Source organism: Agromyces molybdatiresistens (assembly GCF_052748445.2).
Genome location: NZ_CM188258.1, coordinates 2,380,329 through 2,402,478 on the forward strand (window position 1 = coordinate 2,380,329; position 22,150 = coordinate 2,402,478).

The window sequence follows — 22,150 nt, forward strand, 5'->3', positions numbered from 1 at the left end:
AATCGGAGATCGGCCTCCGGCGCGGGGACGGCCCGTCAGGCGTCGTGTCGAGCGACGACCGAGTCGTCGCCCTCGAGCAGCGCGAGGTCGTCGACGCTCACGAGGCGCGTCGCCACCGCGTACTCCACCAGCCGGGCCCGCCGGTTCACGGCGAGACGACCGCGACCGCCGCGGAGCCCGTCGACGCCGATCTTGTCGAGCTTCTCGCACACGTTGTCGAGCTTGCGGTTGAAGGTCGTCATGCTCCAGCCGAGTCGCGCCGCGGCCTCGGCCGAGGACGGCACGGTCGCACGCCCGGCGCTCGGCTGCGAGAGCACGTGCTCGGCGAGCGCGACGATGAGCAGGCGCTGGCTCGTCGTGAGCGTCACCGGGAGGATCGTCGTGCCGCCGTCGACGGGCGCCGCGGTGAGCGAGGTGTTGTAGAAGTCCTCCTCGGCGTGCACCGTGAAGTCGTAGGTCGTCGCGCCCGCGCTGAACATGACGTGGACCGTCTTGAACACCAGCGGGAGCTTGGCGCCCGGCGCCACCCAGGACTGCACGCTGCCCGTGGCATCCGACACCGTCGCCGAGAGCAGCTGGCCGACGTTGGCGAGCCACCACAGGCCGAACTCGCTCGAGAGCGTGAGGAAGGTGCGGTGCAGGTACGGGTTGTCGTCGATCGTGAGGTCGGACTCGCGGCCGATGGTGAACGTGCTCCCCGCCTCGACCGTGTACCACTCGCCGCAGTACTCGACGCGCAGCGGCCTCACGACGTGCACCCCGTCACCGGTTCGGACGTCTTGCTGCCCCGCTGCACCTGCACCTCGATGCACACCTTCTGCCCGGCGGCCACGCCGTCGACGACGATCTCGGGCCCGTCGGCCACCGCGGTGGACCCGGAGCCGTCGGCACGCTGCCAGCGGTACCGGTCGCCCTCCTCGGCGCCCTCGTGGCTCACGGTGAAGACCGCGCGACCATCGGCGACGGTGCCCGGCTGCACCTCGGGCGCGGGCACGCTCGCGGCGACCACGGCGTCCTCCGGGACCGTCCGACCGTCGTCGGGGTCGGACTGCGGGCCGCCGAGGGTGCCGCCGAGCAGGAGCGCCGCGCTCACCGCCACGATGACCACGATGCCCGCGATCGCGGCGACGATCCCGCCGACCGCGCGACGTCCGCTCGTCGGAGCGGCGTCGGGCGCCTCCGCAGTGCGCGATGCCGTCGCGTCCGCTTCCCCCGCCCGCCGAGCCGGTGCCATGACGGTGGCGCCCTCGACGGGATCGCTCGCGGCCGCGCCGCCGCGCGCCGGCCGGATCACCGTGCCGTCCTCCACCGGCGCGGAGCCGACGGCGGGAGGCGGCTGGGCGGCGACCTCGCGCACGCCTCGCACCTGCGTGGCGTCCGGACCGGCGCCCACGACCGCCGGCGGCTCGATGCGGGACGACGGGAGAGGTGCGGACGTCGCAGGTGCCTGCGCCCCCGCCGCCGGCGCGGCCCAGCGATCCGGCCCGGGGATGCCGGCCTCGACGACCCGCACCGACCGGGCCCGCGTCGCGGGCTCGTCGTCCGTGCCCGCGGCCGCCGGGGGCTCGTCGCGGCCGCCCGGATCGGCGAGGTTCGGCACCTCGATCCCGGTCACCGAGTACCCGAGCTCCAGTTCGATGCGCTGCAGCGCGCGGCCGAGCTCGACGGCGCTCTGGAAGCGGTCCTCGCGACGGACGGCCATGCCGTTCGCGAGCACCGTCTCGAGGCTCGCCGGGACGTCGTCGCGACCGATCGGCGTGACCCGGCCGCGCTCGATGCGCCCGATCAGGTCGAGCGGGCCGTTCGACCGGCCCGGGACCTCGAACGGGGTGCGGCCCGCCAGCAGCGTGTGCACGGTCGCGGCGAGCGCGAACACGTCGCTGCGCGTGTCGGGGCGCGGGTCGTCCTCGAACATCTCGGGCGGCGACCACGGCACGCTCATGCCGACCGCCGCACGATCGGAACCCGTGCCCGAGCCTGTCGCCGCGGCATCCCCGGTGAAGCTCATGGTGTGGACCGGCAGGTCGCCCTCGAGGTCCGAGGAGATGCCGAAGTCGCTGAGCGCGGGCCACCCGTAGTCGTTCGTCAGGACGTTCGCGGGCTTGATGTCGCGGTGCAGGATGCCGGCCGCATGCGCGGTCGCCACCGCGCCCGCGAGGCGGATGCCGGTGCGCAGCGCGTCCTCGACCGAGAGCGGCTGCCGCTTGTAGCGCTCGGACAGGCTCGGCCCCGAGCAGTACTCCATGACGAAGTAGGGCCGCCCGTCGCCCGAGACGTCGGCGTGGAAGATCGTGACGATGAACGGATGCGCCGACAGGCGCGCCATGAGGTTCGCCTCGACGACGAACTGCGCGCGCGTCGACGCGTCGATGTCGTCGGCGAGCAGCACCTTCACCGCGACCTTGCGGCGCGGCAGGCGCTGCTCGTAGAGGTAGACGTCGGCGAAGCCGCCGGACCCGAGCAGGCCGAGGTGGGTGTAGCCGGGAAGCTCGGGCGGGGCGGCGGGCGTCCGTCGCATCAGCGCACCACCACCTGGATGCTCCAGCCGCCGCCGAGGTCGATGACGGTGTCGGGCAGCACGGGGGTCGCCTCTGACGGGCGCAACCGCATCGGCGGCTGCCCGGGGGCGACGACCTGCGTGCCGTTGCGCGAGTCGAGGTCGGTGACGACGGCCGTGCCCCCCTCCACGGCAACCCGCAGGTGGGTGCGCGAGATGTCGGGGTCGCCCGCGCCGATGACCACGGGCCGCGGGATGCGCGTGCCGGTCACGCGGCCGATCGACGGCGCGCGGCCGAGCACGAGCTCGCCGACGATGGGCTCGATCGATCCGTCGGGCAGGCGCAGCGCGAGCGGCGGCGCCTGGGGGGCGGATGCCGCGGGCTCGCGCGTCGCGTCGGTGCCGGACCGCGCGCCGGCGTCGCCGCCCTGCTCGCGCAGGCGCCGGAGGTCGGCGCGAGCGACGGTGAGGCCGTCGTGGTCCCCGAGGGCGGAGGCGGCGGGTGCGGGCGCTCCCGGCGCCTGCGCGGCGGAGCCGCCGCGGGCGGGCGCCGACGGCGGCGGTGCGAGTGCGGGCGCGGCCGCGTCGGGGTCGAGCAGCGCGGGCGGGGTCGATCCGAAGTCGGGCGGCACGATCACGGGCGCCGGGCTCGGCGCCGAAGGCGCCTCGGGCGCGGGCGCCGGCGGCGCGATCGGCGCGGATCGCTCGCCGACGGGGCGCCCGATGCGCGGGCGCTCGGTCCGGGAGACGCCGACGACGGTGTCCTCCGGGACCATGGTGCGCTCGGCGTCGGCCAGGCGGGCCGCGGCCTCGACGTCGACGTCGGCGGCCGCGTCGTGCGTCGGCTCGCGCTCCGACGCGGGCGCCGCCGCCTGGGCCGACTCCGACGCCCCGACCGGGCCCCGGCCTCGCGGCGGGTCGGCGGGCCAGTCGACGACCGATGCCGCGATCACGCCCTCCACGATCGGCAGCCCCGGTCCGTCGCCCGCCGGAGCCCGGCCGACCGCGACGCGCACGTCCGCCCCGCCTTCGACGGCGCGCTCCAGCCACGTCGAGACGCCGGCGCCGGAGACCTCGGTCCCGCCGAGCGTCACCGTGAGCTCGCCGCGGACGAGTGCCCGCGTCGCACCCGTCGCGGGTTCGCGCACCACCAGCGCGAACGCCGGCGCCGCGGTGATGCCGGAGCCGGCGAGCCGGTCGATGACGTGCGCGGCGGCGTCGCCGTCGAGCCGCGGCCACATCGCCAGCAGGTCGGCGGCGCGGTCGGCGGGCAGGACGAGCAGCGCATCGTCGCGCATCGCCGCCAACCAGCGACCGCCGCGGTCGGGCAGGTACTCCGCCACCGTCATCCCCCGTCTCCGCGCGGCGTGGTCTCCTCGACGACCGCCCCGACGTCGTCGCCGCGGTCCTGCGTCGTGCCGTCCTCGTCGCCGGCGCCGCCGAGGTCGGACTCCACGACGATCGCGCTCACGTTGTCTCGCGCACCCGCCGCCAACGCGGCATCCACCAACTCGCCGGCGAGCCCGGCCGCGTGCATGGAGTGCCCGGCCAGGATCCGCCCGATCTCGGCGTCGCCGACCTCCTTGGACAGGCCGTCCGAGCAGATGAGGAACACCTGGCGCCCGATCGCCGGGATGAGCCAGACATCCGGCTCGACGTGCGCGTCGGCGCCGACGGCGCGGGTGATGACGTTGCGATCCGGATGCCGCTCCGCGTCCTCCGCGCTGATGAGTCCCGCGTCGACCATCTCCTGCACCGCCGAGTGGTCGACGGTGACCTGCTCCAGCCGCCGGCCGTCCCAGACGTAGACGCGCGAGTCGCCGACGTTGAAGACCATCCAGTGCACGCCGCGCCCGTCGCCGGCGTCGACCAGTGCCACGCCGGTCACCGTCGTCCCCGCGACCGCCGTTCCCTCATCGCCCTCGTCGGAGAGCGTTCGGACGACGTCGTTGGAGCTGTGGATGGCGTCGAGCACGCGCTCGGGCGTCGACGGCGCACCCTCGTCGAGGTGGCGCCGGAACGTGTCGACGACCGCGCGGCTGGCGGCGTCGCCGCGCGCGTGGCCGCCCATGCCGTCGGCGACGAGGTAGACGGGCGGCTGCGCGAGCAGTGCATCCTCGTTCACCGTGCGGACGTTGCCGACGTGGGTTCGGGCACTGTGCGCGATCCGCGCCGATCCCGATGGGGTGGGCACGACACCGCTGCCGTCAGACGTCACGAGATCGGGTCCTCTCTGGGCAGGGCAGGAGTACTCGCCGCAAGGGGGCGCAGTCGCTCCACGCTAGCAAGCGTTCGCCGCGCCCACGTCACCCCCGGCGGAGCTGGGGACGACCCTCAGCGCTCGACGGGCGAGCTGTCGGCGTCGCGTTCGCGGTCGCCGTCCTCGGTGAAGTGCGGGATCTCCTCGCCGAGCGTGTGGCCGCGACGGCGCGCGTCGAGGTTCGCCTTGACGAGGCTCGCCACGGTCGCGACCGCCATCGCGGCGATGATCACGGCGAGCGAGGTCCACGTGGAGATGTCCGGCGCCCACTCGATGTGCTCGCCGCCGTTGATGAACGGCAGCTCGTTCTCGTGCATCGCGTGGAGCACGAGCTTCACCCCGATGAAGGCGAGGATGAATGCGATGCCGTACTTCAGGTACTCCAGCCGCTCCAGGAGGCCGCCGAGGAGGAAGTACAGCTGGCGCAGGCCCATCAGCGCGAACACGTTCGCCGTGAAGACGATGAACGGGCTCTCGGTGATCCCGAAGATCGCCGGGATCGAGTCGAGCGCGAAGATGAGGTCGGTCGTCCCGATCGCGACGAAGACGATGAGCATCGGCGTGAAGAACCGGCGGCCGTCGATCACGGTGCGCAGCTTGATGCCGTCGTAGTCGTTCGTGATCGGCAGCCGGCGTCGGAGCGCACGGATGAGCGCGGAGTCGGCGCCCTCGTCCTCGTGGTTGCCGAACGCCTGCTGTGCCGCCGTGTAGAGCAGGAATGCGCCGAAGATGTAGAAGATCCAGCTGAAGTTCGCGATGAGCTGCGCACCGAGCAGGATGAAGATGCCGCGCAGGATGAGCGCGAGGATGATGCCGACCATCAGCACCTCCTGCTGGTACTTCCTGGGCACCGCGAACCTCGCCATGATGATCACGAACACGAAGAGGTTGTCGATCGAGAGGCTGTACTCGGTGAGCCAGCCCGCCAGGAACTGGGCGCCGTGCTCGGCGTCTCCGATGACGAACATGAGTCCCGCGAAGACGAGCGCGAGCGCGATGTAGAAGACGACCCAGAGCGTCGACTCGCGGAAGGACGGGACGTGCGGGCGCTTGATCACGAGCAGCAGGTCGGCGACGAGGATCAGCGTCAGGACGACGAGCGAACCGACTTCGAACCAGGCGGGCAGTGCGGTCACGGAGGGCCTTTCGGGAGCGTGCGTTCAGGACCGAAAGTCTCTCCCGGCGCACTCGGTGCACCGCCACGCCCGGAGCGGCATCGACGGCGCTCGTACTGACGATCGTGGCCCGCGGTCGAACGACCCCGGCGGGATACTCCCCTTCGCTCGGACGAGTCTAGCGACACGTCCGCGAAACGACGAACGCCCTCGCATCATGATGATACGAGGGCGTTCGCCTGTCATTGGTGACCCCAGCGGGATTTGAACCCGCGCTACCGCCGTGAGAGGGCGGCGTCCTAGGCCGCTAAACGATGGGGCCTCGCTGCGACGTGAACGAGTATGGCATACGTCTCCGGCGCATTCCAAATCGAGCGCCTCGGCCAGGCGCCAGCGTCCCGTCAGGCGAAGATCCGGAGCGCTCCGGGAACGACCTCGACGTCGATCGGCAGCGGCCCGACCCGCTCGCCGTCGGCGTACGCGACGATGTCCTCGGCCTCCAGTCGCACCCGGCTCGCGCGGAGGAACTCCACGGCGGGATGGTCGACATGCTCGCCCGCGAACACGCGCGGGAAGACGCCGAGCAGGCCGATGCGCGACAGGGGATGCACGATGAACACGTCGAGCACGCCGTCGGAGAGGTCGGCGTGCGGCACGATCCGCATCCCGCCGCCGAGCGAGGGCGTGTTGGCGACGGAGACGAGCATCGCCGTCTGATCACGCCGGGCGCCGTCGACCGTGATCGCGTACCGCCGCGGGCGGAAGGTGACCAGTTCGCGCAGGAGCGCGATGGTGTACCGGCTCGGACCGCGCGGCCGCGTCATCCGGTTCGCCCGTTCATTGACCACCGCGTCGAAACCGGCCGAGAGCACGCAGGCGAACCAGGTGCGCAGCTCGCCGTGACGCAGCAGTCCGAGGTCGATCGTCTGCGGCGGCCTGCGGAGGGCCTCGAGGAGCGCCTCGATCGCGGCCTCCGGGTCGTCGTGCGGCAGGCCGAGCGCGCGCGCGAGGTCGTTGCCGGTCCCGGCCGCGACGAGGCCCATGGGCACCTGGGTGCCGGCGAGCACGTTGACGCCGAGTGAGACCATGCCGTCGCCGCCCACCACCACCAGCCCGTCGGTCCCGGCCTCGAAGGCCGCCTGGACCTCGAGTCGGAGGAGTTCGAAGTTGTCGGCGCGGAGCACGGTCACGTCGTACCCCTCGGCCTCGAGTCGACGCGCGGCCGCCGGCCCGATCGTCCGGTTGCGACCGAACGACGCGCTCGGGTTCACCGCGAGCAGGAGGCGACGAGGGCCACGCGACATGCTGCGATCATGGCAGGGCAACCCGGTTGCGCGCACGGCGCGCCACGGTGTTGGCTCGGAACATGCGCGTCACCAAGCTCGAGCACGCCGCCCTCGTCGTCGACCACTCCGGGGATCGCCTGTTCGTCGACCCGGGCAAGTTCACGACCCCGATCACCGAGGCCGCCGGCGCGCTCGCGGTCGTCATCACGCACCTGCACGACGACCACTGGACCCCCGAGCAGCTCGCGCGGATCAGCGATCGCAGTCCCGGCGTGCGGTTCTTCGGGCCGGAGGGCGTCGTCGCGAAGGCCGCCGAGTCCGGAATCGAGGTCGAGCAGGTCGCGCCCGGCGACGAGGTCGAGGTCGGGCCCTTCCGGCTGCGGTTCTTCGGCGGTCGCCACGCGGTGATCCACCCGTCGATCCCCGTCATCGACAACGTCGGCGTCCTCGTGAACGACGCGCTCTACTACGCCGGCGACTCGTTCGCGGTGCCCGAGGGCGTCGCGGTCGACGCGCTCGCCGCGCCCGCCGGGGCGCCCTGGATGAAGATCGCCGACTCGATGGACTACGTCATGGCGGTCCGCCCGAGGCGGGCGTTCCCCACGCACGAGATGGTCCTCTCGCGCGCCGGGAAGGACCTCTCGAACGCGCGGCTGGCCTGGGCCACCGAGCAGGGCGGCGGCGAGTACCTGCCCCTCGAGCCCGGCGACTCGTTCGACCTCTGAGACGACGGATGCCGCGGCATCCGCTGTCGGTCCGACACAACGCGTCGCACACGTCACCACGTCCGATTGGCGGGTTCCACCGAACTTCACGACCGTTCGTTGACGAACTCACGACGACTCTGCCAGATTCGAGCCACTTTCGGCCGTGACGGAGCGACCGCGGGTCGGATGTCTCGGCCGAGTGCCTCCGCCGGACGCGAGTGACGGCGCTCGGTGCACCCCGGTGCCGTCGGTCCTGCACCCCACGCACACGGGCGCCTCCGGCGCGCCGGAAACCCAGGAGACTCGATGACGAGAACCGACCCCGCCGTGCACCGACACGGCCTCGGCGTGCGGATCGCCGCCGCAGCGACGACCATCGCCCTGATCGCCCTCGCGGCGTTCTTCCTGCTCACCACGGACACCATCTCCGCGGGAGCGAGCCGCCTGTCCGACGGCGCCGGGCAGGCCGACGCGGGCTCCGCAGAACTCGCCGACGGCGCGGAGACGCTCGCGTCCGGAGCAGGCGAGGTGCGCGACGGTGCGGCCGCAGCCGCGGACGGCGCCGCGACGGCCGGCGCGGGCGCCGAGTCCGCGGCGACGGGAGCCGCGAAGCTCGAGGCCGGCGCGGCATCGGCGCAGGCCGGCGCGGTCGAGCTCGCCGACGGCGCGGCGCGCAGCGCGACCGGCTCAGTCGACGCCGCCTCGGGCGCCGCGCGCGCCGCGAACGGTTCGGCCGCGCTCTCCGACGGCATCAGCCGGGCGAACGCCGGCGCCGCCGAGCTCGCCGCCGGGGCGGGCTCCGCCGCGGCCGGTGCCTCGCGCCTCGCCGACGGCGCGTCGCAGCTCGCGGGCGGCGTCGCCGCCCTCGCGGACGGGGGCGACCTCGTGGAGGCCGGCGCCGCGGCGCTCACCGCCGGGCTCGGCGACGCCGTCGGCCCGGAGGGCGTCCCGCTCCTCGTCACCGGGACGGGCGACGTCGCCGCGGGCGCAGAGGGCGTCGCCCATGGCACGACCGCGGTCGCGACCGGCAGCGCCGCCCTCGCAGGGCAGCTCGCCGCCTGGCACGGCGCGCTCGTCGACGCCGGTGCGGACGAGACGACGATCGCGAACGCGCTCGCCCTCTCGCAGGCGGCCCAGCAGCTCGCCGGCTCCGCCGGGGCGGTCTCGACCGGAGCCGCGACGGTCTCCGCCGGCGCACAGGCGACCTCGGCCGGCACGCAGGCGCTCGCCGCCAAGCTGGGCGTCGCCGCCGCGAAGTCCGGCGAGCTCGCGGCGGGAGCGGCCGCCCTCGACGCGAAGCTCGACCTCGCCGCGTCGAGCGCGGGAACCCTGAGCGCCAAGTCGTCGGAACTCGCCGCGGGCGCCGCCCGGCTCGAATCGGGCGCGGCGACGCTGCGCGGCGGCACCTCGACGCTCGATGCGAAGGTCGACGAGCTCGTCGACGGCACGAGCCGACTCGCGGCAGGCACCGCCGAACTCGCCGCGGGCGCGCAGCGACTCTCGACCGGCGCGAGCGGGCTCGCCGTCGGCAACGGGTCGCTGGCCCAGGGCGCGACGGACCTGTCCACCGGACTGGACGAGCTCGCCGCGGGATCGGCCGAGCTGGCAGCGGGGACCCGGACGCTGTCGGACGGCACGATCGAGCTCGCCACCGGGGCCGACGCGCTCGCGGCCGGCGCGGCCGAACTCCGCGACGGCAACGGCCGGCTGGCTGCGGGGTCCGCGGAGCTCGCGGCGGGGACGCAGGGCGTCTCACCGGGGGCGCTGATGCCGTGGATGCTGACCTTCGGCGCGCTGACGCTCACCGCACTCGCCGTCTGGCTCGTGCACCGCGTCCGTCACGGGCGGGTCGCACCGGCGACGGCCTGAGGCGAGCGGCGCGGAGGGCGCGGCGTGTCGCACGCCCGCCCTCCCGCGCGCCGCGGGCGGCCGGGATGCCGGGCGGACGTCAGGCAGGCGAAGTGGGGACGGTGGTCGCCCGGACCGATGCCGGCGTCCCGCGACCGTCAGCGCGACCCGAGTCGCGTCATCCGCCGGGCCCGCCGTTGCCACCGCCGTTGCCGTTGCCGCCACCGGGACCGCCGTCAGCACCGCCGTCACCGCCGCCGCCGTCACCATCGCCGTCGCCGCCTCCCGGAGGCTGGGCGGGCGTGCCGGGTTCGGGCGACGGCCCGTCGGAGGCCGGCGGATCGGGCTCGACGACCCGTCCGTCGGGGAAGGAGCCCGGCCCCGCGACCGGTCCGAGGCCCGCCATCGTGAACTGGCCGCCCCCGTACTTCGCCGAGGCGACCGACATGACCTCGGGCCACATCCGGTGTCGTGCCGTGGCCGCCTGGCCGGTCGCGAAGGAGATGCCGCGCTGGTTCGCGTCGCCGTTGACGCTCACGACCGCGACGGCCGTCGCGACCTCCGTGCTCGCACCGACCATCCAGGTGTCCTTCGCGCCATCCGTCGTACCGGTCTTGCCGATGAGCGGGACGGGAGGAACGGTGTTGCCGTTGGAGACCGTCGCGGTGCCACCGGTCATGACCCGGTTCATCGCGGTGTGCATGGCCGCGGCCACCGGCTCGGGCACCGACTGCGTGCAGGTCGACTTCGGCGGCGGGATCTCCTCGCCGTCGCGGCCCGTGATGCGGTCGATGGCGATCGGCGTGCAGGTCTTGCCGTTGTTCGCGATGCCGGCGAAGGCGACGGCCATCGACAGCGGCGCGACCTCGTTCGTGCCGATGACGGAGGAGGGCCCCTGCACGAGCGTGTTCCCGTCGGCACGATGCACGCCGAAGGCCTCGGCCGTCTTCCGGATCCCGCAGAGGTCCAGTCTCTTGGCCATGCCGATGAATCCGGTGTTGATCGAGCCGATGGTCGACTCGAGTGCGCTGTAGTTGGCGCCGGACTCGTTCGCGTCGTTGCGCGGGTTCCAGTCCCCGGCGAAGTGCGGTCCGAGGCAGCTGTCCTGGAAGACGCCCCAGTTGCTCTTCGGCCGCGAGTCCACGCGCTCGGCGAGGCCGTGCCCCTGCTTCAGCCATTCCGCGAGGGTGAAGACCTTGTACGACGATCCGGGCTGGAATCCGCGCGAGCCGCCGTAGTCGAAGTCGGTGTTGTAGTTGATGCTCGTGTACTGCGGTCCCTGCTCGAGGACCTTCGGGTCCTGGCTGTATGCGCGGTTCTGGGCCATCGCGAGCACCCGGCCCGTTCCCACCTCGACCGAGGAGATGACGCCGCCGACGTCCCATCCCGGGTAGGTCGGCGGCACGTGCGTCGTGACCGCCCGCTCCGCCGCGCCCTGCAGGTCGAGGTCGAGGGTCGTGTAGACGTTGTAGCCCCCGCGGCGGAAGTTCAGGAGCCGCGACGCCTCGTCCTCCCCGAACACGGGGTCGTTCTGCAGGATGTGCTTGACGTAGTCGCAGAACCAGGCGCTTCCGCCGGCGGTCTGGCATCCGGTGCTCGGCTCGGTGATCTTCGGCTCCACGGGCGTCGCGATGGCCTCGTCGAACTCCGCCTGCGTGATCTTCCGCTCGTCGAGCATGCTCTGCAGGATGTAGTCGCGCCGCCCGTGGTTCGCGGCGTAGCCGTCGGCAGCGCCGTTGGTCTCGTTCCCGGGCTGGTCGAGGCGGAACTTCGACGGGTTGTTCACGATCGCCACGAGCGAGGCCGCCTGCGCGAGCGTCACGTTCGCCGCGGTCGTGCCGTAGTAGTAGTTCGCGGCGGCCTCGATGCCGTAGACGGTGCCTCCGAAGCCCGCGATGTTCAGATACCCGAGCAGGATCTCGCTCTTCGTGTAGCGCTTCTCGACGCCGATCGCGAGGCGCATCTCCTTGAGCTTGCGGTCGATCGTGGTCTCGGTGACCGCGTCGTAGCACCCGTCGCGCTCCGCCTCGTCGGCCGCCTCGCGCTCGCATTCCTGCACGCGCACGTTCTTGACGTACTGCTGCGCGATCGAGGAACCGCCCTGCGTCTCGCGGCCGCTGGCCGTCGTGACGGCGGCGCGCATGGTGCCCTGCAGGTCGACGCCGTTGTGGTCGTAGAACCGCGGGTCCTCCCCCGCGATGGCCGCGTCCTTGACGTACTGGCTCACCTCGTCCCAGTCGACCTCGACGCGATTCTGGTCGTAGAACGAGGCCAGCAGCTTCTGCTTGCCGTCGGACTGCCTGGCATAGATGTTGCTCTTGACCGAGAGCTCTCCGATCTGGAGGTAGCTCGGCAGGTTCTCGAAGAGCGAGATGGTGCCGGACGCCGCGACTCCCGCCGTGGCGATGGCGGGCGTCACCGCCGCGGCGACGAGCAGCGCCGCGGCCGCGCTGACCGAGACGAGCCCCAGGAGGCCCCCGAGGACACCGCCGAACGTGCGTGGTCGGGTCACCGCGCGATCGTGCGTGTCGCCGTACATCATCGAAACCAACCCCGACCTTCTCGCGCCGCCCCCACGAGGCCGGAAGTAGGGCGCCGGCCTCCTCGACGTCGAATTCCATCGAACCTCAGCGCCACGCGCTTGGCAAGCCACCAGGGGCGTGCCGCCCGCATCGATGCCGGATCGCGACCGGTACGGGATCGCGCGCTCGCCCGGCCGCATCCTGCCCGGACGACATCGGATAGCATCGCCCGCGGAGCAGCGGCACCCCCCGGGGTGACGCGATGCCACGGACGACACCTCAGGAGCGCCATGACCGACGGATCCCGCCCCGCGCGCAAGGACTGGCTCGACTGGACGACCTTCGGCCTCGGGGTCGCCGGGGTGGTCGTCGTCGCGTGGGCCTGTCTCACCGGGTGGGGCGGCGTAGTGCACGGGCACCCGGCCTACGCGGTGCTGCTCGCGGTGACGCTCGTCGCCTCGGTCCTGACGACGCTCGTCGGCCTGCGCGGTCGGGTGCGCGGCGCGGCGCCCCGCGGTCCGTGGCGCCTGACGCTCGGCATCGCGGTCGTCGTCCTCGGCGCGGGCTGGCTCGCCCTCATCGCCTGGCTGCGCCCGTACCCGGCCGTCGAGCCGGCGCTCGCCGCGATGGCGTCCGACGACGTCGTGACCGTGACCGAGACCGCCACCGAGATCGTCCTCGCGCCGACCGGTGGGGCGGATGGCACGGGGGTGCTCTTCCAGCCCGGCGCGCTCGTCGACCCCCGCGCCTATGCGGCCGTGCTGCGGCCCCTCGCAGAGGCGGGTCACACCGTCGTCGTCCCGAAGCAGCCGCTCGGCATCGCCTTCCTCGCACTCGGCACGTTCGACGACGCGCGGTCTCGCCACGCCGACGTGACGGGCTGGGTCGTCGGCGGGCACTCGCTCGGCGGCACGGTCGCCGCGATGCAGGCCGATGCCGCGGACGACGCCCGCACCGCGCCATCCGTGGGCCTGCTCTTCTTCGCGTCCTACCCGGCCGACGATCTCAGCGAGTCGCTGACGATCCCGGTCCGGTCGATCTCGGGCTCGCAGGACGGCCTCTCCACGCCCGCGAAGATCGACGCGTCGCGCGCGAACCTGCCGGCCGCCACCGAGTTCGTGGAGATCGAGGGTGCCTCGCACGCGCAGTTCGGCTCGTACGGACCGCAGGCCGGCGACGGCACGCCGACGATCGACGCGGACGACGCGCGAGCGCAGATCTCGGATGCCGCTCTCGTGTTCGTGGACGGCCTCGCCGGCTGACGCACCCTCACCGACACGCCGACTGGTCGCCGGCGCCCGTTCCCACGGCGTTCACCGACCGCCGGCTCCCGCGCGCCCGAGGACGGGCCGCCTCCCGGCAGCCTGCGCCCGGACGGCGTCCTCCAGCGCCTGCCGGTCGCGGATCGGGCTCGAGCGAGGGTAGCTCGTCGTGAGGAAGTGCTGGGCGTAGGGGAAGCACGCGACCGAGAACGGGCGCTCGGCCCGGAAGTCGGCGCCGAAGGTGTTGCGGTCGACCACCACCGCCTCCACTGGGAGCCGCAGGGCGCGGGTCATCTCCGCCGGGTCGAAGACGAGCCCGAACGGAACGGAGTCGGCGTGCTCGAGCCGTCCGCCGTAGTCGACGGAGAGGTTCCCGTCGACCCAGAGTCGCTGATCGAGCGCACGCATCTCGCCCGCCTCCAGCGAAGCGGTCAGCACGAGCGCGTTCGTGCGTCGGCGGCTTCGCACGTCGACGATCACCTCACCGGCGTGCGAGGTGGTCACCACGGCCCGGCTCGTGGTCGAGGCGGAGAACCCCTGTCCCGGGTCGTAGTTGATCGTGTTGGATTCGTAGTCGCAGATGACCCACGTCAACATTCCCGTGCTCTCGTGCTCCGCGATGAGGTAGAGCTCCACGCGAGCACCCCAGAACACCGAGGCGTGGACGTTGAACGCCCCCAGGATGGCGCACGGGCGCGGCGTCTCGTCGGCGAACATGGCCGTCGGCGCGAGCCGGTAGCCGGTCGGCAGCAGTCGCCGGGCTGCGGCCTCGTCGCGGATCTCGTAGGCGAGGAACGTGCAGTACGGCTCCACGACGAAGCCCATGTCGTCGTCCTGGCGCGCCAGGGACACGATGCGACGTTGGAGACCGAGCGGCAGCTTCGCGAGCATCTCGGCGCGCCCGTGGAGGCTCGCGACGCCCTTCGGCGAGATGCGCTCCTCCGCGAGGGCGATGAAGCTCCGCAGTTCCGACGGCTCGATTCCAGACCTCATCCGGCCACCGTAGAGGCGAAGCCCTCGCCCTCGAATCGTCCGGATGGTTGACATCACGCGATGCCGGGACCGGGTCGCTCGAGTCGCACTTCGTCCGTACCCCTATCCGTTCGCGGCTCCGACAGGGTCAGCGGCGGTCCGACCGGCCGCGACGAACGACAGGATCAGCGCCATGCCGGCGCAGGCGATGCCGACGAGTCCGACAGCCGCGGGGAGGCTGCCGACGCCCGCGACGAGCGCGCCCATCATGTCACGGGTGGGTCTCCGATCACACGCGCAGCGGTGGGCGGCGTGGAACCGGTGAACTCCGTGCGCGGGTATCAGTGAAGGGCCGATCGATGATGGACCTCATCACTCCTATCGATGGACCAACCCCCTGGCCCGCACGATCGGCGGGCCACCGCCGTGCCCGCTCAGGCCGCCGTCCACGGCGAGCTCGGCGCCGGCGACGAACACGGCATCCCGCCTCGGACGGACGTGATGCGCGGAATCATGGATGGCGATGGCCCGGATGGGCATACTGGACGGACGACATCCGATGGAGGGCACCGTGGCCGACCTCACCGATCTCGCCCGCCGCCATCTCACGGCCGCCCTCGCCGACGAGCACGGCCGGAGCGCGGAGCTGATCCTCCGCGACGGGCCGATGCGCCAGACGATCATCGCGCTGCGGTCGGGCGTCGAGCTCGCCGAGCACAACTCGCCCTCCGCCGCGAGCATCCAGGTGCTCTCGGGGCGCGTACGGGTGACCGGGCAGGAGCCCACCGAGGTCGCCGCGGGGCGGCTCGACGTGCTCACGCATTCCCGCCATGCGGTGCTCGCCCTCGAGGACTCGGTCTTCCTGCTCACCACCGTCACGGGCATCGACCCCACCGGCGGACCCGAGCGGTCCCGCTGACGGTCGGCGTCAGGCCCGGGCCCACACCGCGGCGAGCGCCTGGCCGCCGCCGATGCACATGGTCTCGAGCGCGAGCTCGCCGTCGAGATCCGGCAACTCGTGCGCGAGCGTCGCGAGCATGCGAACGCCGGTGGCGCCGATCGGGTGCCCGAGCGAGATGCCGCTCCCGCGCGGGTTGAGGCGCGGGTCCTCGGCGTCGAGACCCCAGTCGGCGAGGCACGCGAGCACCTGGACGGCGAAGGCCTCGTTGAGCTCGATCACGTCGAGGTCGTCGAAGCGGATGCCCGCGCGCTGCAGCGCGAGGTTCGCCGCAGGCACCGGCGCGACGCCGAAGCGCAGCGGGTCGTTGCCCGCGACCGCCCACGAGACGAACCGAAGCATGGGGATGAGCCCGAGCTCGGCGGCCCGCTCGGGCGTCGTGACGATGCACGCGGCCGCCGCATCGTTCTGCCCGCTCGAGTTGCCCGCGGTGACCGTGGCGTCCGGGTCGCGTCGACCCAGGCCGCGCACGAGCCGAGCTGGCTCATGGGCCGCTACGCCCCAACCCACCCCTTCGACCGCGCACGACCAGGAGAGTACTGATGGCACACGTTCGAGAAGTCCCCCGGAAGTCCGGCATCGCCTACGAGGTCCGCTGGCGCGGCAGCACCGGCAAGTTCCAGCAGCGCACCTTCACCGTCAAGCGCGAGGCCGAGCGGTTCGCCCTGAAGGTGGAGAACGATATCGCCGACGGCCAGAGCACCGACGCCCTCGTGAAGAACTCCAAGACATTCCGCGAGGTCGCGGAGCTGATGCAGGCGGCACACGCCCACACGCTCAAGCCGAAGACCCGGCGCGACAATGCGGCGACGTACGAACTGACGTTCCTCGCGCCTGAGCAGGTTGCGGCGATCGTGGAGCGGTTGGACGACTCTGCCCCGGACGGGCTCATCGTGCAGTTCGCCGCCTACACCGGCCTCCGCGCCGGGGAGCTGGAAGGTCTGCGGATCGGGGACGTGAACCTGTTCGCGCGGCAGCCCCACGTTCGAGTCCAGCGGCAGGCGCAGTACACGCCAAAGGTGGGCTGGGAGTGCATCACGCCTAAGTCCAACAAGTCGATCCGCAACGTGCCACTGGAACCCGCGCTCGCCGACCGGCTCCGCGACTACCTGGAGCATCACCCGCACCGGCACGACCGGGACGCGATGCTCTGGCCCGGACGACGTCGAGGCGGACACGGCCAGTCACGCGGAGCGCTGGACTATTCGCTCCAGTTCAACCACGACAACCTGTACCGGAAGCACTTCCTCCCGGCGCTCGCAGAGCTGGGTATCCCCGCCGTCCGGTGGCACGACCTGCGGCACTTCTACGCGAGCGCCTGCGCTGCCGGGGGCATCCCCATCGAGCGCGCGGCGGCATACATGGGCCACGCCGACATCGCGACCATGTACAAGCACTACCTGCACCTGTTCGATGGCAGCCAAACCGACGATATGAACCTGCTTGCCGCCGTTGCAGCACGCCCTGCGACCAGGCTGATCATACTGGCGCGCTAGCTTCCATGGAGTCGAGCTAGCCCCTCTGTTGCCGTGGCCGCGATGAGATCAGCCTGTACCGGAGTCCATACGCCTCGATCGTACTTCTGGGGCGGACGGGATGCGCGCTGGATGTTGTGCCAGTAGTCCGGCGTTCTGTCATCGCCCGCAATCCAATTTCCGATCGATGGATCGATGATCGAGATGCGCTGGACTCGATCGCTGTTGAGCCACCGAGTTAGCGCGGCGTTGATGTGGTCGTCCCGAAAGGAATAGCCGACGATAGTGAGCCATTCCGTCTCGGCAAGCAACCTGTCGAATTCCACAAGCATTGCAAGAAATGGACCGTCAGATCGCAGCTTCGACCCTTGGCCGAAAACCATAGCCGGTGATCCGCCGACGAGCTGGCCCTTTCGATCCTCACCGAAGTTGCTTAGGTGGTCCCCGGGAATGCGTGACCCATCCTCGCCCTTGTGACCCAACACGTAGTCGAGCGACCCGTGCAGTTTGAGCAGCCTGACGTCGGCGCGAGGACTTGCCCACTCCCATTCATAGCCGCCCCTCCACCTGTCGAGCCCAGTGTCGACTGTGAGACCCGCGTTGATGCACGCCTTCTCGACGGCCAGATCGTAGTTCAGCGTTGCGATCCCAGCCAGTGGCTCAGAATGGATCATCGGGTCGAGGTAATGCACGCGATTCTCATCCGCGCGAAGAATGTGGATCAGCGCGTCGAGCATTCTTGACTCAAGTCGCCCAAACAGCTCCCCGCTTGTCGCCTCGGCGATAGCTCGAACGCCGCTCTCGAACTCGCTCTCAAGCTTGTGGTCCCAGGAATCGAACATTGCCTTCCTGAAGTTCTTGGCCCAGAAGCTCGGAAACGACACTTGAGCGCTCGGCGCGTCGAGGTTGCGATTCCACCTTTCGACAAACGCCGACAAGTCGATTGAGTCACGATCCTTCAGCGCCTTGACCGCAGCGAACACCCGTTCGACGTCGACGCCATCGAACGCGCTGCCCCCGCGACCCGTGTCGTGTTGCACCATTGCTCCGACGACGGCATGAAGTAGTTGACCCACGTCGTGGCGCCACGACGTGGGTCCATCGATGAAGTCCGCGACCGCTCGGGTTAGTCCAAAGCTTCCCGGCAATCCCGCATCCATCGATGCGCCCGCGCCCAGCAGAAAGCTCTTCACGAGTGCGTGTCTAGCACGCGGCGGTGTTGGCGACGGAAGGCGCGCGGGCAGTTCGAGCGACCACACCGTGGAACACACTTAGAGGGGTTTACGAGGGGATCGCATTCGGCTCATACTCATCGCGATCGGCAACAGGATTGAGAAAACCCCCGGTCAACCGGGGGTTTTTTAGAGCTGGGGTACCTGGACTCGAACCAAGAACAACTGAACCAGAATCAGCCGTGTTGCCAATTACACCATACCCCAATGGCCCTGAACCGAGGTTCCCGGGCCGACATGTAACTGTAGCCGATCGCGGGGTGCGGTCCAAATCGAGACGGCCCGGTGAGCGGATGCCGCGGCGGGCCCGATCGGGCGCCGGCCGCGGCATCCGAACGGGTCAGCCGACGAGCTGTGCGAGGCGGTCCAGGCGCTCGAGCGACTCCACCCGGCCGAGGATCTGCATGGACTCGAAGAGGGGCGGCGAGACGCGGCGGCCGGAGACCGCGACGCGGATCGGGCCGAACGCGACGCGGGGCTTGAGGCCGAGGCCGTCGATGATCGCGGAGCGGAGGGCCTCCTCGATCTCGGCGTGCGTCCATGCCTCGCCGGGGATGCGCTCGAGCGCCTCGCGGGCGGCCGCGAGCACGCCGGGCGCGTCGGCCGGGAGCGACCCGACGGCGGCCTCGTCGAACTCGAGCCCCGCGGCATCCGTGAAGAGGAAGCCGAGAAGGCCGGGCACCTCGCCGAGGACGGTGATGCGCTCCTGCACGAGCGGCGCGGCCTCGACGAGGAGCGCCTCCTCGCCGGGCGTGATCGGCGTCGAGACGACGCCGGCGGACTGCAGGTAGGGCACGGTGCGGGCCGTGAAGTCCGCGAGCTCGAGCAGGCGGATGTGGTCGCCGTTGATCGCGTCGGCCTTCTTCTGGTCGAAGCGGGCCGGGTTGGGGTTCACGTCCTCGACGTCGAACGCCTCGACGAGCTCGTCGCGGCTGAAGACGTCGCGGTCGGCCGAGAAGCCCCACCCGAGGAGCGCCAGGTAGTTGACGAGGCCCTCGGGGATGAACCCGCGGTCGCGGTGGTGGAAGAGGTTCGACTCGGGGTCGCGCTTGGAGAGCTTCTTGTTGCCCTCGCCCATGACGTAGGGCAGGTGACCGAAGCGCGGCACGAAGCTCGTCACGCCGATCTCGATGAGCGCGTGGTACAGCGCGATCTGCCGGGGCGTCGACGAGAGCAGGTCCTCGCCGCGGAGCACGTGCGTGATGCCCATGAGCGCGTCGTCGACGGGGTTCACGAGCGTGTAGAGCGGGGCGCCGTTCGGGCGCACCACGACGAAGTCGGTCGTCGAGCCTGCCGCGAAGTCGATGCGGCCGCGCACGAGGTCGTCGAAGCCGAGATCGACGTCGGGCACGCGCAGGCGCAGCGCCGGCTGGCGGCCCTCGGCGCGGAACGCGGCCCTCTGCTCGTCGGTGAGGTCGCGGTCGTAGTTGTCGTAGCCGAACTGCTTGGGGCGGCCGGCGGCCTCGTTGCGCGCGTCGATCTCGTCGGCCGTCGAGTAGCTCTCGTAGACGTGGCCGGCGGACTTCAGCCGCTCGATGACGTCGGCGTAGATCTCGCCGCGCTGCGACTGCCGGTACGGGCCGTGGGGGCCGCCGACGTCGATGCCCTCGTCCCACTGCAGGCCCAGCCAGGTCAGGGCGTCGATGATCTGCCCGTAGCTCTCCTCGCTGTCGCGGGCGGCGTCGGTGTCCTCGATGCGGAAGACGAACGTGCCTCCGGTGTGGCGCGCGTAGGCCCAGTTGAAGAGGGCGGTGCGCACCAGGCCGACGTGCGGGGTACCGGTGGGCGAGGGGCAGAACCGCACGCGGATGTCGGATCCGGTGGCGGTCGTCGTGGGATGGGTCGTGTCAGACATCGCCCTCAATGCTACGGCCCGGGGCCGCCTCGGGGCGGGTGCCGTCGCGTCGGGCGACGAGCCGCGTGAGCGCCTCGGCGGCCACCGCGACGGCGGGCACGCCCCGCCCGCCGCGCGCGGTCACGAGGTGCATCGTGCGACGGTCGCCGTTCGTCGTGCCGCGCACCGCGACGCCGGCCCGCTCCCCCGCCGACTCGATCGCGAGCGCGGGCAGCACCGCGACGCCGAGCCCGCTCGCGACGAGCTGCTCGACGGCGACGAAGTTGTCGGTCTCGACGGCGATGTGCGGCGCGAACCCGGCGGTGTCGCAGAGCTCGAGCAGGTGCCCGCGGCAGCGTGGGCAGCCGGCGATCCAGGGCTCGCCGGCGAGGCCGGCGAGGTCGACCGTGTCGCCGCCGGCGAGGGGATGCGATTCGGGCAGCACGACGTGCATGGGGTCGCTGCCGATCGTCGCGACCTCGAGCCCGCGGGCGCTCTCACGGTGCGGGTCGCCGCGATCGCCCGGGTAGCTGAACGTCAGCGCGAGGTCGGCGCGGTCCTCGCGCACCGCGGCGACGGCCTCGGGCGGCTCGGCCTCGATGAAGCTCACCTGCACCCCCGGATGCCGGCGTGCCAGCTCGGCCAGGAGCTCGGGCACGATCGTCGGCGACGCCGACGGGAACGCCATGAGCCGGACCCGACCGGCCCGGAGACCGCGAAGCTCGGCGAGTTCGCCGCGGGCCGCTTCGAGGGCGGTCGCGACCGCGCCGCCGTGCCGCGCGAGCACGCGGCCGGCAGGCGTGAGACGGATGCCGCGGCCGGTCCGTTCCACGAGTGCGACGCCGGCGCGCGCCTCGGCCCGTCTCACCTGCTGGCTGAGCGCCGGCTGGCTGTAGCCCATGGCGCTCGCGGCGGCCGTGATCGACCCGCGCTCCCCGATCTCGCGGAGCACGAGCAGGCTGGTGGCGTCGAGGTCGGCGAGGCCGACCATCTCGACGGTCGAGGCGTCCATGCACCGATCATAAGCTCGCCTTATGCAAAGGATCGCGGACCTGCTCTCGACGGATCGGATCCGGCGGCGCAGTCTGGAGGCATGAACGCGACCCCGATCGCCTCGCCCGCAGCGGCGGCCTCCGCCGCCACCGTCCTCCCCGACCCGCGCTTCACCGCCGGCCGCGGCTACCTCGCCGCCTGCACGCTCGGCATCCCCGCCACATCGACCGTCGCAGCCGTCTCGCGCGACCTCGGGCGCTGGCGCGACGGGCTCGCCTCGGCGGCCGAGTACACCGGCACGGTCGAGCGTGCCCGCGGCCACGCCGCACGGCTCCTCGGCGCCGACGCCGACCGCGTCGCCGTCGGCTCGCAGGTCTCGGTGTTCACCGGCCTCGTCGCCGGCTCGGCACCGACGGGAGCCGAGGTGCTCTGCGTCGACGGCGACTTCAGCTCGGTCGTCGGGCCGTTCCTCGCGCGGGGGGACCTGCGCGTCCGACACGTGCCGCTCGAGCGCCTGGCCGACGAGGTGCGCCCGGGCACGTGGCTCGTCGCGTTCTCGCTCGTGCAGTCCGCGACGGGCGAGGTCGCGGACGCGGCATCCGTCATCGCCGCCGCCCGCGCGACCGGTGCGCTCACCCTCGTCGACACCACGCAGGCGACCGGATGGCTCCCCACCGCCGACCTCGGAGCGGACCTCGTCGTCTGCCACGCGTACAAGTGGCTGTCCGCGCCGCGCGGCGCGGCCTTCATGTCGACGAGCGACCGAGCACTCGACGAGATCACGCCGCTCACGGCGGGCTGGTACTCGGGCGAGGACCCGTGGGCGTCGTGCTACGGCCCCGAGCTGTACCTCGCCGCCGGTGCGCGGCGGTTCGACGTCTCTCCCGCGTGGCACGCCTGGGCGGGCGCCGAGGCGGCGCTCGAGCTCGCGGCAGGTCTCGACCCCGCCGCGGTGCTCGCGCACGACCTCGGGCTCGCGAACGCGTTCCGTGCGCGGCTCGGGCTCGAGGCATCCGACAGCGCGATCGTGACCTGGCCCGACGCGGAGGGGTGCGACCTCGCCGCGCTCACCGCTGCGGGGCTCGTGGCCTCGGGGCGGGCCGGCCGGGCGCGGGTCGCGTTCCACGTCTGGAACGACGAGGAGGACGTGGAGCGCGCCGCGACGGCCGTCGGTCGCTGACGCACGGCG

At 72.1% G+C, this 22,150-nt stretch carries 18 protein-coding genes and 2 tRNA genes; 6 read left to right on the plus strand and 14 right to left on the minus strand.

Features of this window, described 5'->3' with window-relative positions; all coding sequences use genetic code 11:
• Positions 1 to 35: 35 nt before the first annotated feature.
• From ACULK2_RS10990 to ACULK2_RS11020, 7 genes are all read right to left on the minus strand, one after another.
• A complete protein-coding gene (locus ACULK2_RS10990) occupies positions 36 to 749 on the minus strand; it encodes an FHA domain-containing protein (RefSeq protein WP_445967282.1) in 714 nt (237 codons plus the stop codon).
• Entirely contained in the window at positions 746 to 2,518 is a 1,773-nt protein-coding gene (locus tag ACULK2_RS10995; RefSeq protein ID WP_445967283.1) for a serine/threonine-protein kinase, read from the minus strand. Before ACULK2_RS10995 ends, ACULK2_RS10990 begins: the two co-directional genes overlap by 4 nt.
• Positions 2,518 to 3,846: an FHA domain-containing protein gene (locus ACULK2_RS11000; protein WP_445967284.1), complete on the minus strand. Its 1,329-nt coding sequence runs from the start codon at positions 3,844 to 3,846 to the stop codon at positions 2,518 to 2,520. The genes ACULK2_RS10995 and ACULK2_RS11000 overlap by 1 nt, the downstream gene beginning before the upstream one ends.
• Positions 3,843 to 4,622 (minus strand): PP2C family protein-serine/threonine phosphatase, encoded by a 780-nt coding sequence (locus tag ACULK2_RS11005; protein ID WP_445967285.1) that lies wholly within the window; start codon positions 4,620 to 4,622, stop codon positions 3,843 to 3,845. Before ACULK2_RS11005 ends, ACULK2_RS11000 begins: the two co-directional genes overlap by 4 nt.
• 209 nt (positions 4,623 to 4,831) lie before the next feature.
• A complete protein-coding gene (locus tag ACULK2_RS11010) occupies positions 4,832 to 5,893 on the minus strand; it encodes a TerC family protein (protein ID WP_445967286.1) in 1,062 nt (353 codons plus the stop codon).
• A 225-nt stretch (positions 5,894 to 6,118) separates the two neighbouring features.
• A tRNA-Glu gene (locus ACULK2_RS11015) sits at positions 6,119 to 6,194 on the minus strand.
• A 79-nt stretch (positions 6,195 to 6,273) separates the two neighbouring features.
• A complete protein-coding gene (locus ACULK2_RS11020; RefSeq protein ID WP_445967287.1) occupies positions 6,274 to 7,176 on the minus strand; it encodes a diacylglycerol/lipid kinase family protein in 903 nt (300 codons plus the stop codon).
• 62 nt (positions 7,177 to 7,238) lie between these two features.
• Here ACULK2_RS11020 and ACULK2_RS11025 point away from each other — a divergent pair, with 62 nt between their 5' ends.
• Together ACULK2_RS11025 and ACULK2_RS11030 are read left to right on the plus strand one after the other, a co-directional pair.
• Positions 7,239 to 7,883, plus strand: a complete 645-nt coding sequence (locus tag ACULK2_RS11025) for an MBL fold metallo-hydrolase (protein WP_445967288.1) — start codon at positions 7,239 to 7,241, stop codon at positions 7,881 to 7,883.
• A 288-nt stretch (positions 7,884 to 8,171) separates the two neighbouring features.
• Positions 8,172 to 9,734 (plus strand): hypothetical protein, encoded by a 1,563-nt coding sequence (locus ACULK2_RS11030; protein WP_445967289.1) that lies wholly within the window; start codon positions 8,172 to 8,174, stop codon positions 9,732 to 9,734.
• A gap of 157 nt (positions 9,735 to 9,891) precedes the next feature.
• On the opposite strand, the gene ACULK2_RS11035 is transcribed toward ACULK2_RS11030, so the two are convergent.
• Positions 9,892 to 12,225: a transglycosylase domain-containing protein gene (locus ACULK2_RS11035; RefSeq protein ID WP_445967290.1), complete on the minus strand. Its 2,334-nt coding sequence runs from the start codon at positions 12,223 to 12,225 to the stop codon at positions 9,892 to 9,894.
• A gap of 300 nt (positions 12,226 to 12,525) precedes the next feature.
• On the opposite strand from ACULK2_RS11035, the gene ACULK2_RS11040 reads away from it, so the two are divergent.
• The gene (locus ACULK2_RS11040) at positions 12,526 to 13,497 is read left to right on the plus strand and encodes an alpha/beta hydrolase (protein ID WP_445967291.1); all 972 of its coding nucleotides are present in this window, start codon (positions 12,526 to 12,528) and stop codon (positions 13,495 to 13,497) included.
• Positions 13,498 to 13,548: 51 nt separating this feature from the next.
• Here ACULK2_RS11040 and ACULK2_RS11045 read toward each other — a convergent pair whose 3' ends face one another.
• Positions 13,549 to 14,490, minus strand: a complete 942-nt coding sequence (locus ACULK2_RS11045; protein WP_445967292.1) for a hypothetical protein — start codon at positions 14,488 to 14,490, stop codon at positions 13,549 to 13,551.
• Between the two features lie 550 nt (positions 14,491 to 15,040).
• Here ACULK2_RS11045 and ACULK2_RS11050 point away from each other — a divergent pair.
• Positions 15,041 to 15,388 (plus strand): cupin domain-containing protein, encoded by a 348-nt coding sequence (locus ACULK2_RS11050; protein WP_445967293.1) that lies wholly within the window; start codon positions 15,041 to 15,043, stop codon positions 15,386 to 15,388.
• A gap of 9 nt (positions 15,389 to 15,397) precedes the next feature.
• On the opposite strand, the gene ACULK2_RS11055 is transcribed toward ACULK2_RS11050, so the two are convergent.
• On the minus strand, positions 15,398 to 15,898 hold the full coding sequence (locus tag ACULK2_RS11055) for an acetyl-CoA C-acetyltransferase (RefSeq protein WP_445967294.1): 501 nt from the start codon (positions 15,896 to 15,898) through the stop codon (positions 15,398 to 15,400).
• A 71-nt stretch (positions 15,899 to 15,969) separates the two neighbouring features.
• Here ACULK2_RS11055 and ACULK2_RS11060 point away from each other — a divergent pair, with 71 nt between their 5' ends.
• A complete protein-coding gene (locus ACULK2_RS11060) occupies positions 15,970 to 16,923 on the plus strand; it encodes a site-specific integrase (protein WP_445967295.1) in 954 nt (317 codons plus the stop codon).
• Here ACULK2_RS11060 and ACULK2_RS11065 read toward each other — a convergent pair.
• The 4 genes from ACULK2_RS11065 to ACULK2_RS11080 all read right to left on the minus strand — a co-directional run bounded on the left by ACULK2_RS11065 (position 16,920) and on the right by ACULK2_RS11080 (position 20,980).
• Positions 16,920 to 18,095 carry an SIR2 family protein gene (locus tag ACULK2_RS11065; protein ID WP_445967296.1) on the minus strand — a complete coding sequence of 392 codons (1,176 nt, stop codon included), beginning with the start codon at positions 18,093 to 18,095 and terminating at the stop codon, positions 16,920 to 16,922. The genes ACULK2_RS11060 and ACULK2_RS11065 overlap by 4 nt on opposite strands.
• A 174-nt stretch (positions 18,096 to 18,269) precedes the next feature.
• Positions 18,270 to 18,341: transfer RNA gene (locus ACULK2_RS11070), tRNA-Gln, on the minus strand.
• A 133-nt stretch (positions 18,342 to 18,474) separates the two neighbouring features.
• Positions 18,475 to 19,989: a glutamate--tRNA ligase gene (gene gltX / locus ACULK2_RS11075; protein WP_445967297.1), complete on the minus strand. Its 1,515-nt coding sequence runs from the start codon at positions 19,987 to 19,989 to the stop codon at positions 18,475 to 18,477.
• On the minus strand, positions 19,982 to 20,980 hold the full coding sequence (locus ACULK2_RS11080; RefSeq protein WP_445967298.1) for a LysR family transcriptional regulator: 999 nt from the start codon (positions 20,978 to 20,980) through the stop codon (positions 19,982 to 19,984). The genes gltX and ACULK2_RS11080 overlap by 8 nt, the downstream gene beginning before the upstream one ends.
• 81 nt (positions 20,981 to 21,061) lie before the next feature.
• On the opposite strand from ACULK2_RS11080, the gene ACULK2_RS11085 reads away from it, so the two are divergent.
• On the plus strand, positions 21,062 to 22,141 hold the full coding sequence (locus ACULK2_RS11085) for an aminotransferase class V-fold PLP-dependent enzyme (RefSeq protein ID WP_445967299.1): 1,080 nt from the start codon (positions 21,062 to 21,064) through the stop codon (positions 22,139 to 22,141).
• Positions 22,142 to 22,150: the final 9 nt, after the last annotated feature.

What these genes read in the sequence shown, in the direction of transcription:
- ACULK2_RS10995 (WP_445967283.1), bottom strand. Translation starts at nt 2,518, where the DNA reads ATGCGACGGACGCCCGCCGCCCCGCCCGAGCTTCCCGGCTACACCCAC.
- ACULK2_RS11000 (WP_445967284.1), bottom strand. Translation starts at nt 3,846, where the DNA reads ATGACGGTGGCGGAGTACCTGCCCGACCGCGGCGGTCGCTGGTTGGCG.
- ACULK2_RS11020 (WP_445967287.1), bottom strand. Translation starts at nt 7,176, where the DNA reads ATGTCGCGTGGCCCTCGTCGCCTCCTGCTCGCGGTGAACCCGAGCGCG.
- ACULK2_RS11025 (WP_445967288.1), top strand. Translation starts at nt 7,239, where the DNA reads ATGCGCGTCACCAAGCTCGAGCACGCCGCCCTCGTCGTCGACCACTCC.
- ACULK2_RS11030 (WP_445967289.1), top strand. Translation starts at nt 8,172, where the DNA reads ATGACGAGAACCGACCCCGCCGTGCACCGACACGGCCTCGGCGTGCGG.
- ACULK2_RS11040 (WP_445967291.1), top strand. Translation starts at nt 12,526, where the DNA reads ATGACCGACGGATCCCGCCCCGCGCGCAAGGACTGGCTCGACTGGACG.
- ACULK2_RS11045 (WP_445967292.1), bottom strand. Translation starts at nt 14,490, where the DNA reads ATGAGGTCTGGAATCGAGCCGTCGGAACTGCGGAGCTTCATCGCCCTC.
- ACULK2_RS11060 (WP_445967295.1), top strand. Translation starts at nt 15,970, where the DNA reads ATGGCACACGTTCGAGAAGTCCCCCGGAAGTCCGGCATCGCCTACGAG.
- gltX (WP_445967297.1), bottom strand. Translation starts at nt 19,989, where the DNA reads ATGTCTGACACGACCCATCCCACGACGACCGCCACCGGATCCGACATC.
- ACULK2_RS11080 (WP_445967298.1), bottom strand. Translation starts at nt 20,980, where the DNA reads ATGGACGCCTCGACCGTCGAGATGGTCGGCCTCGCCGACCTCGACGCC.
- ACULK2_RS11085 (WP_445967299.1), top strand. Translation starts at nt 21,062, where the DNA reads ATGAACGCGACCCCGATCGCCTCGCCCGCAGCGGCGGCCTCCGCCGCC.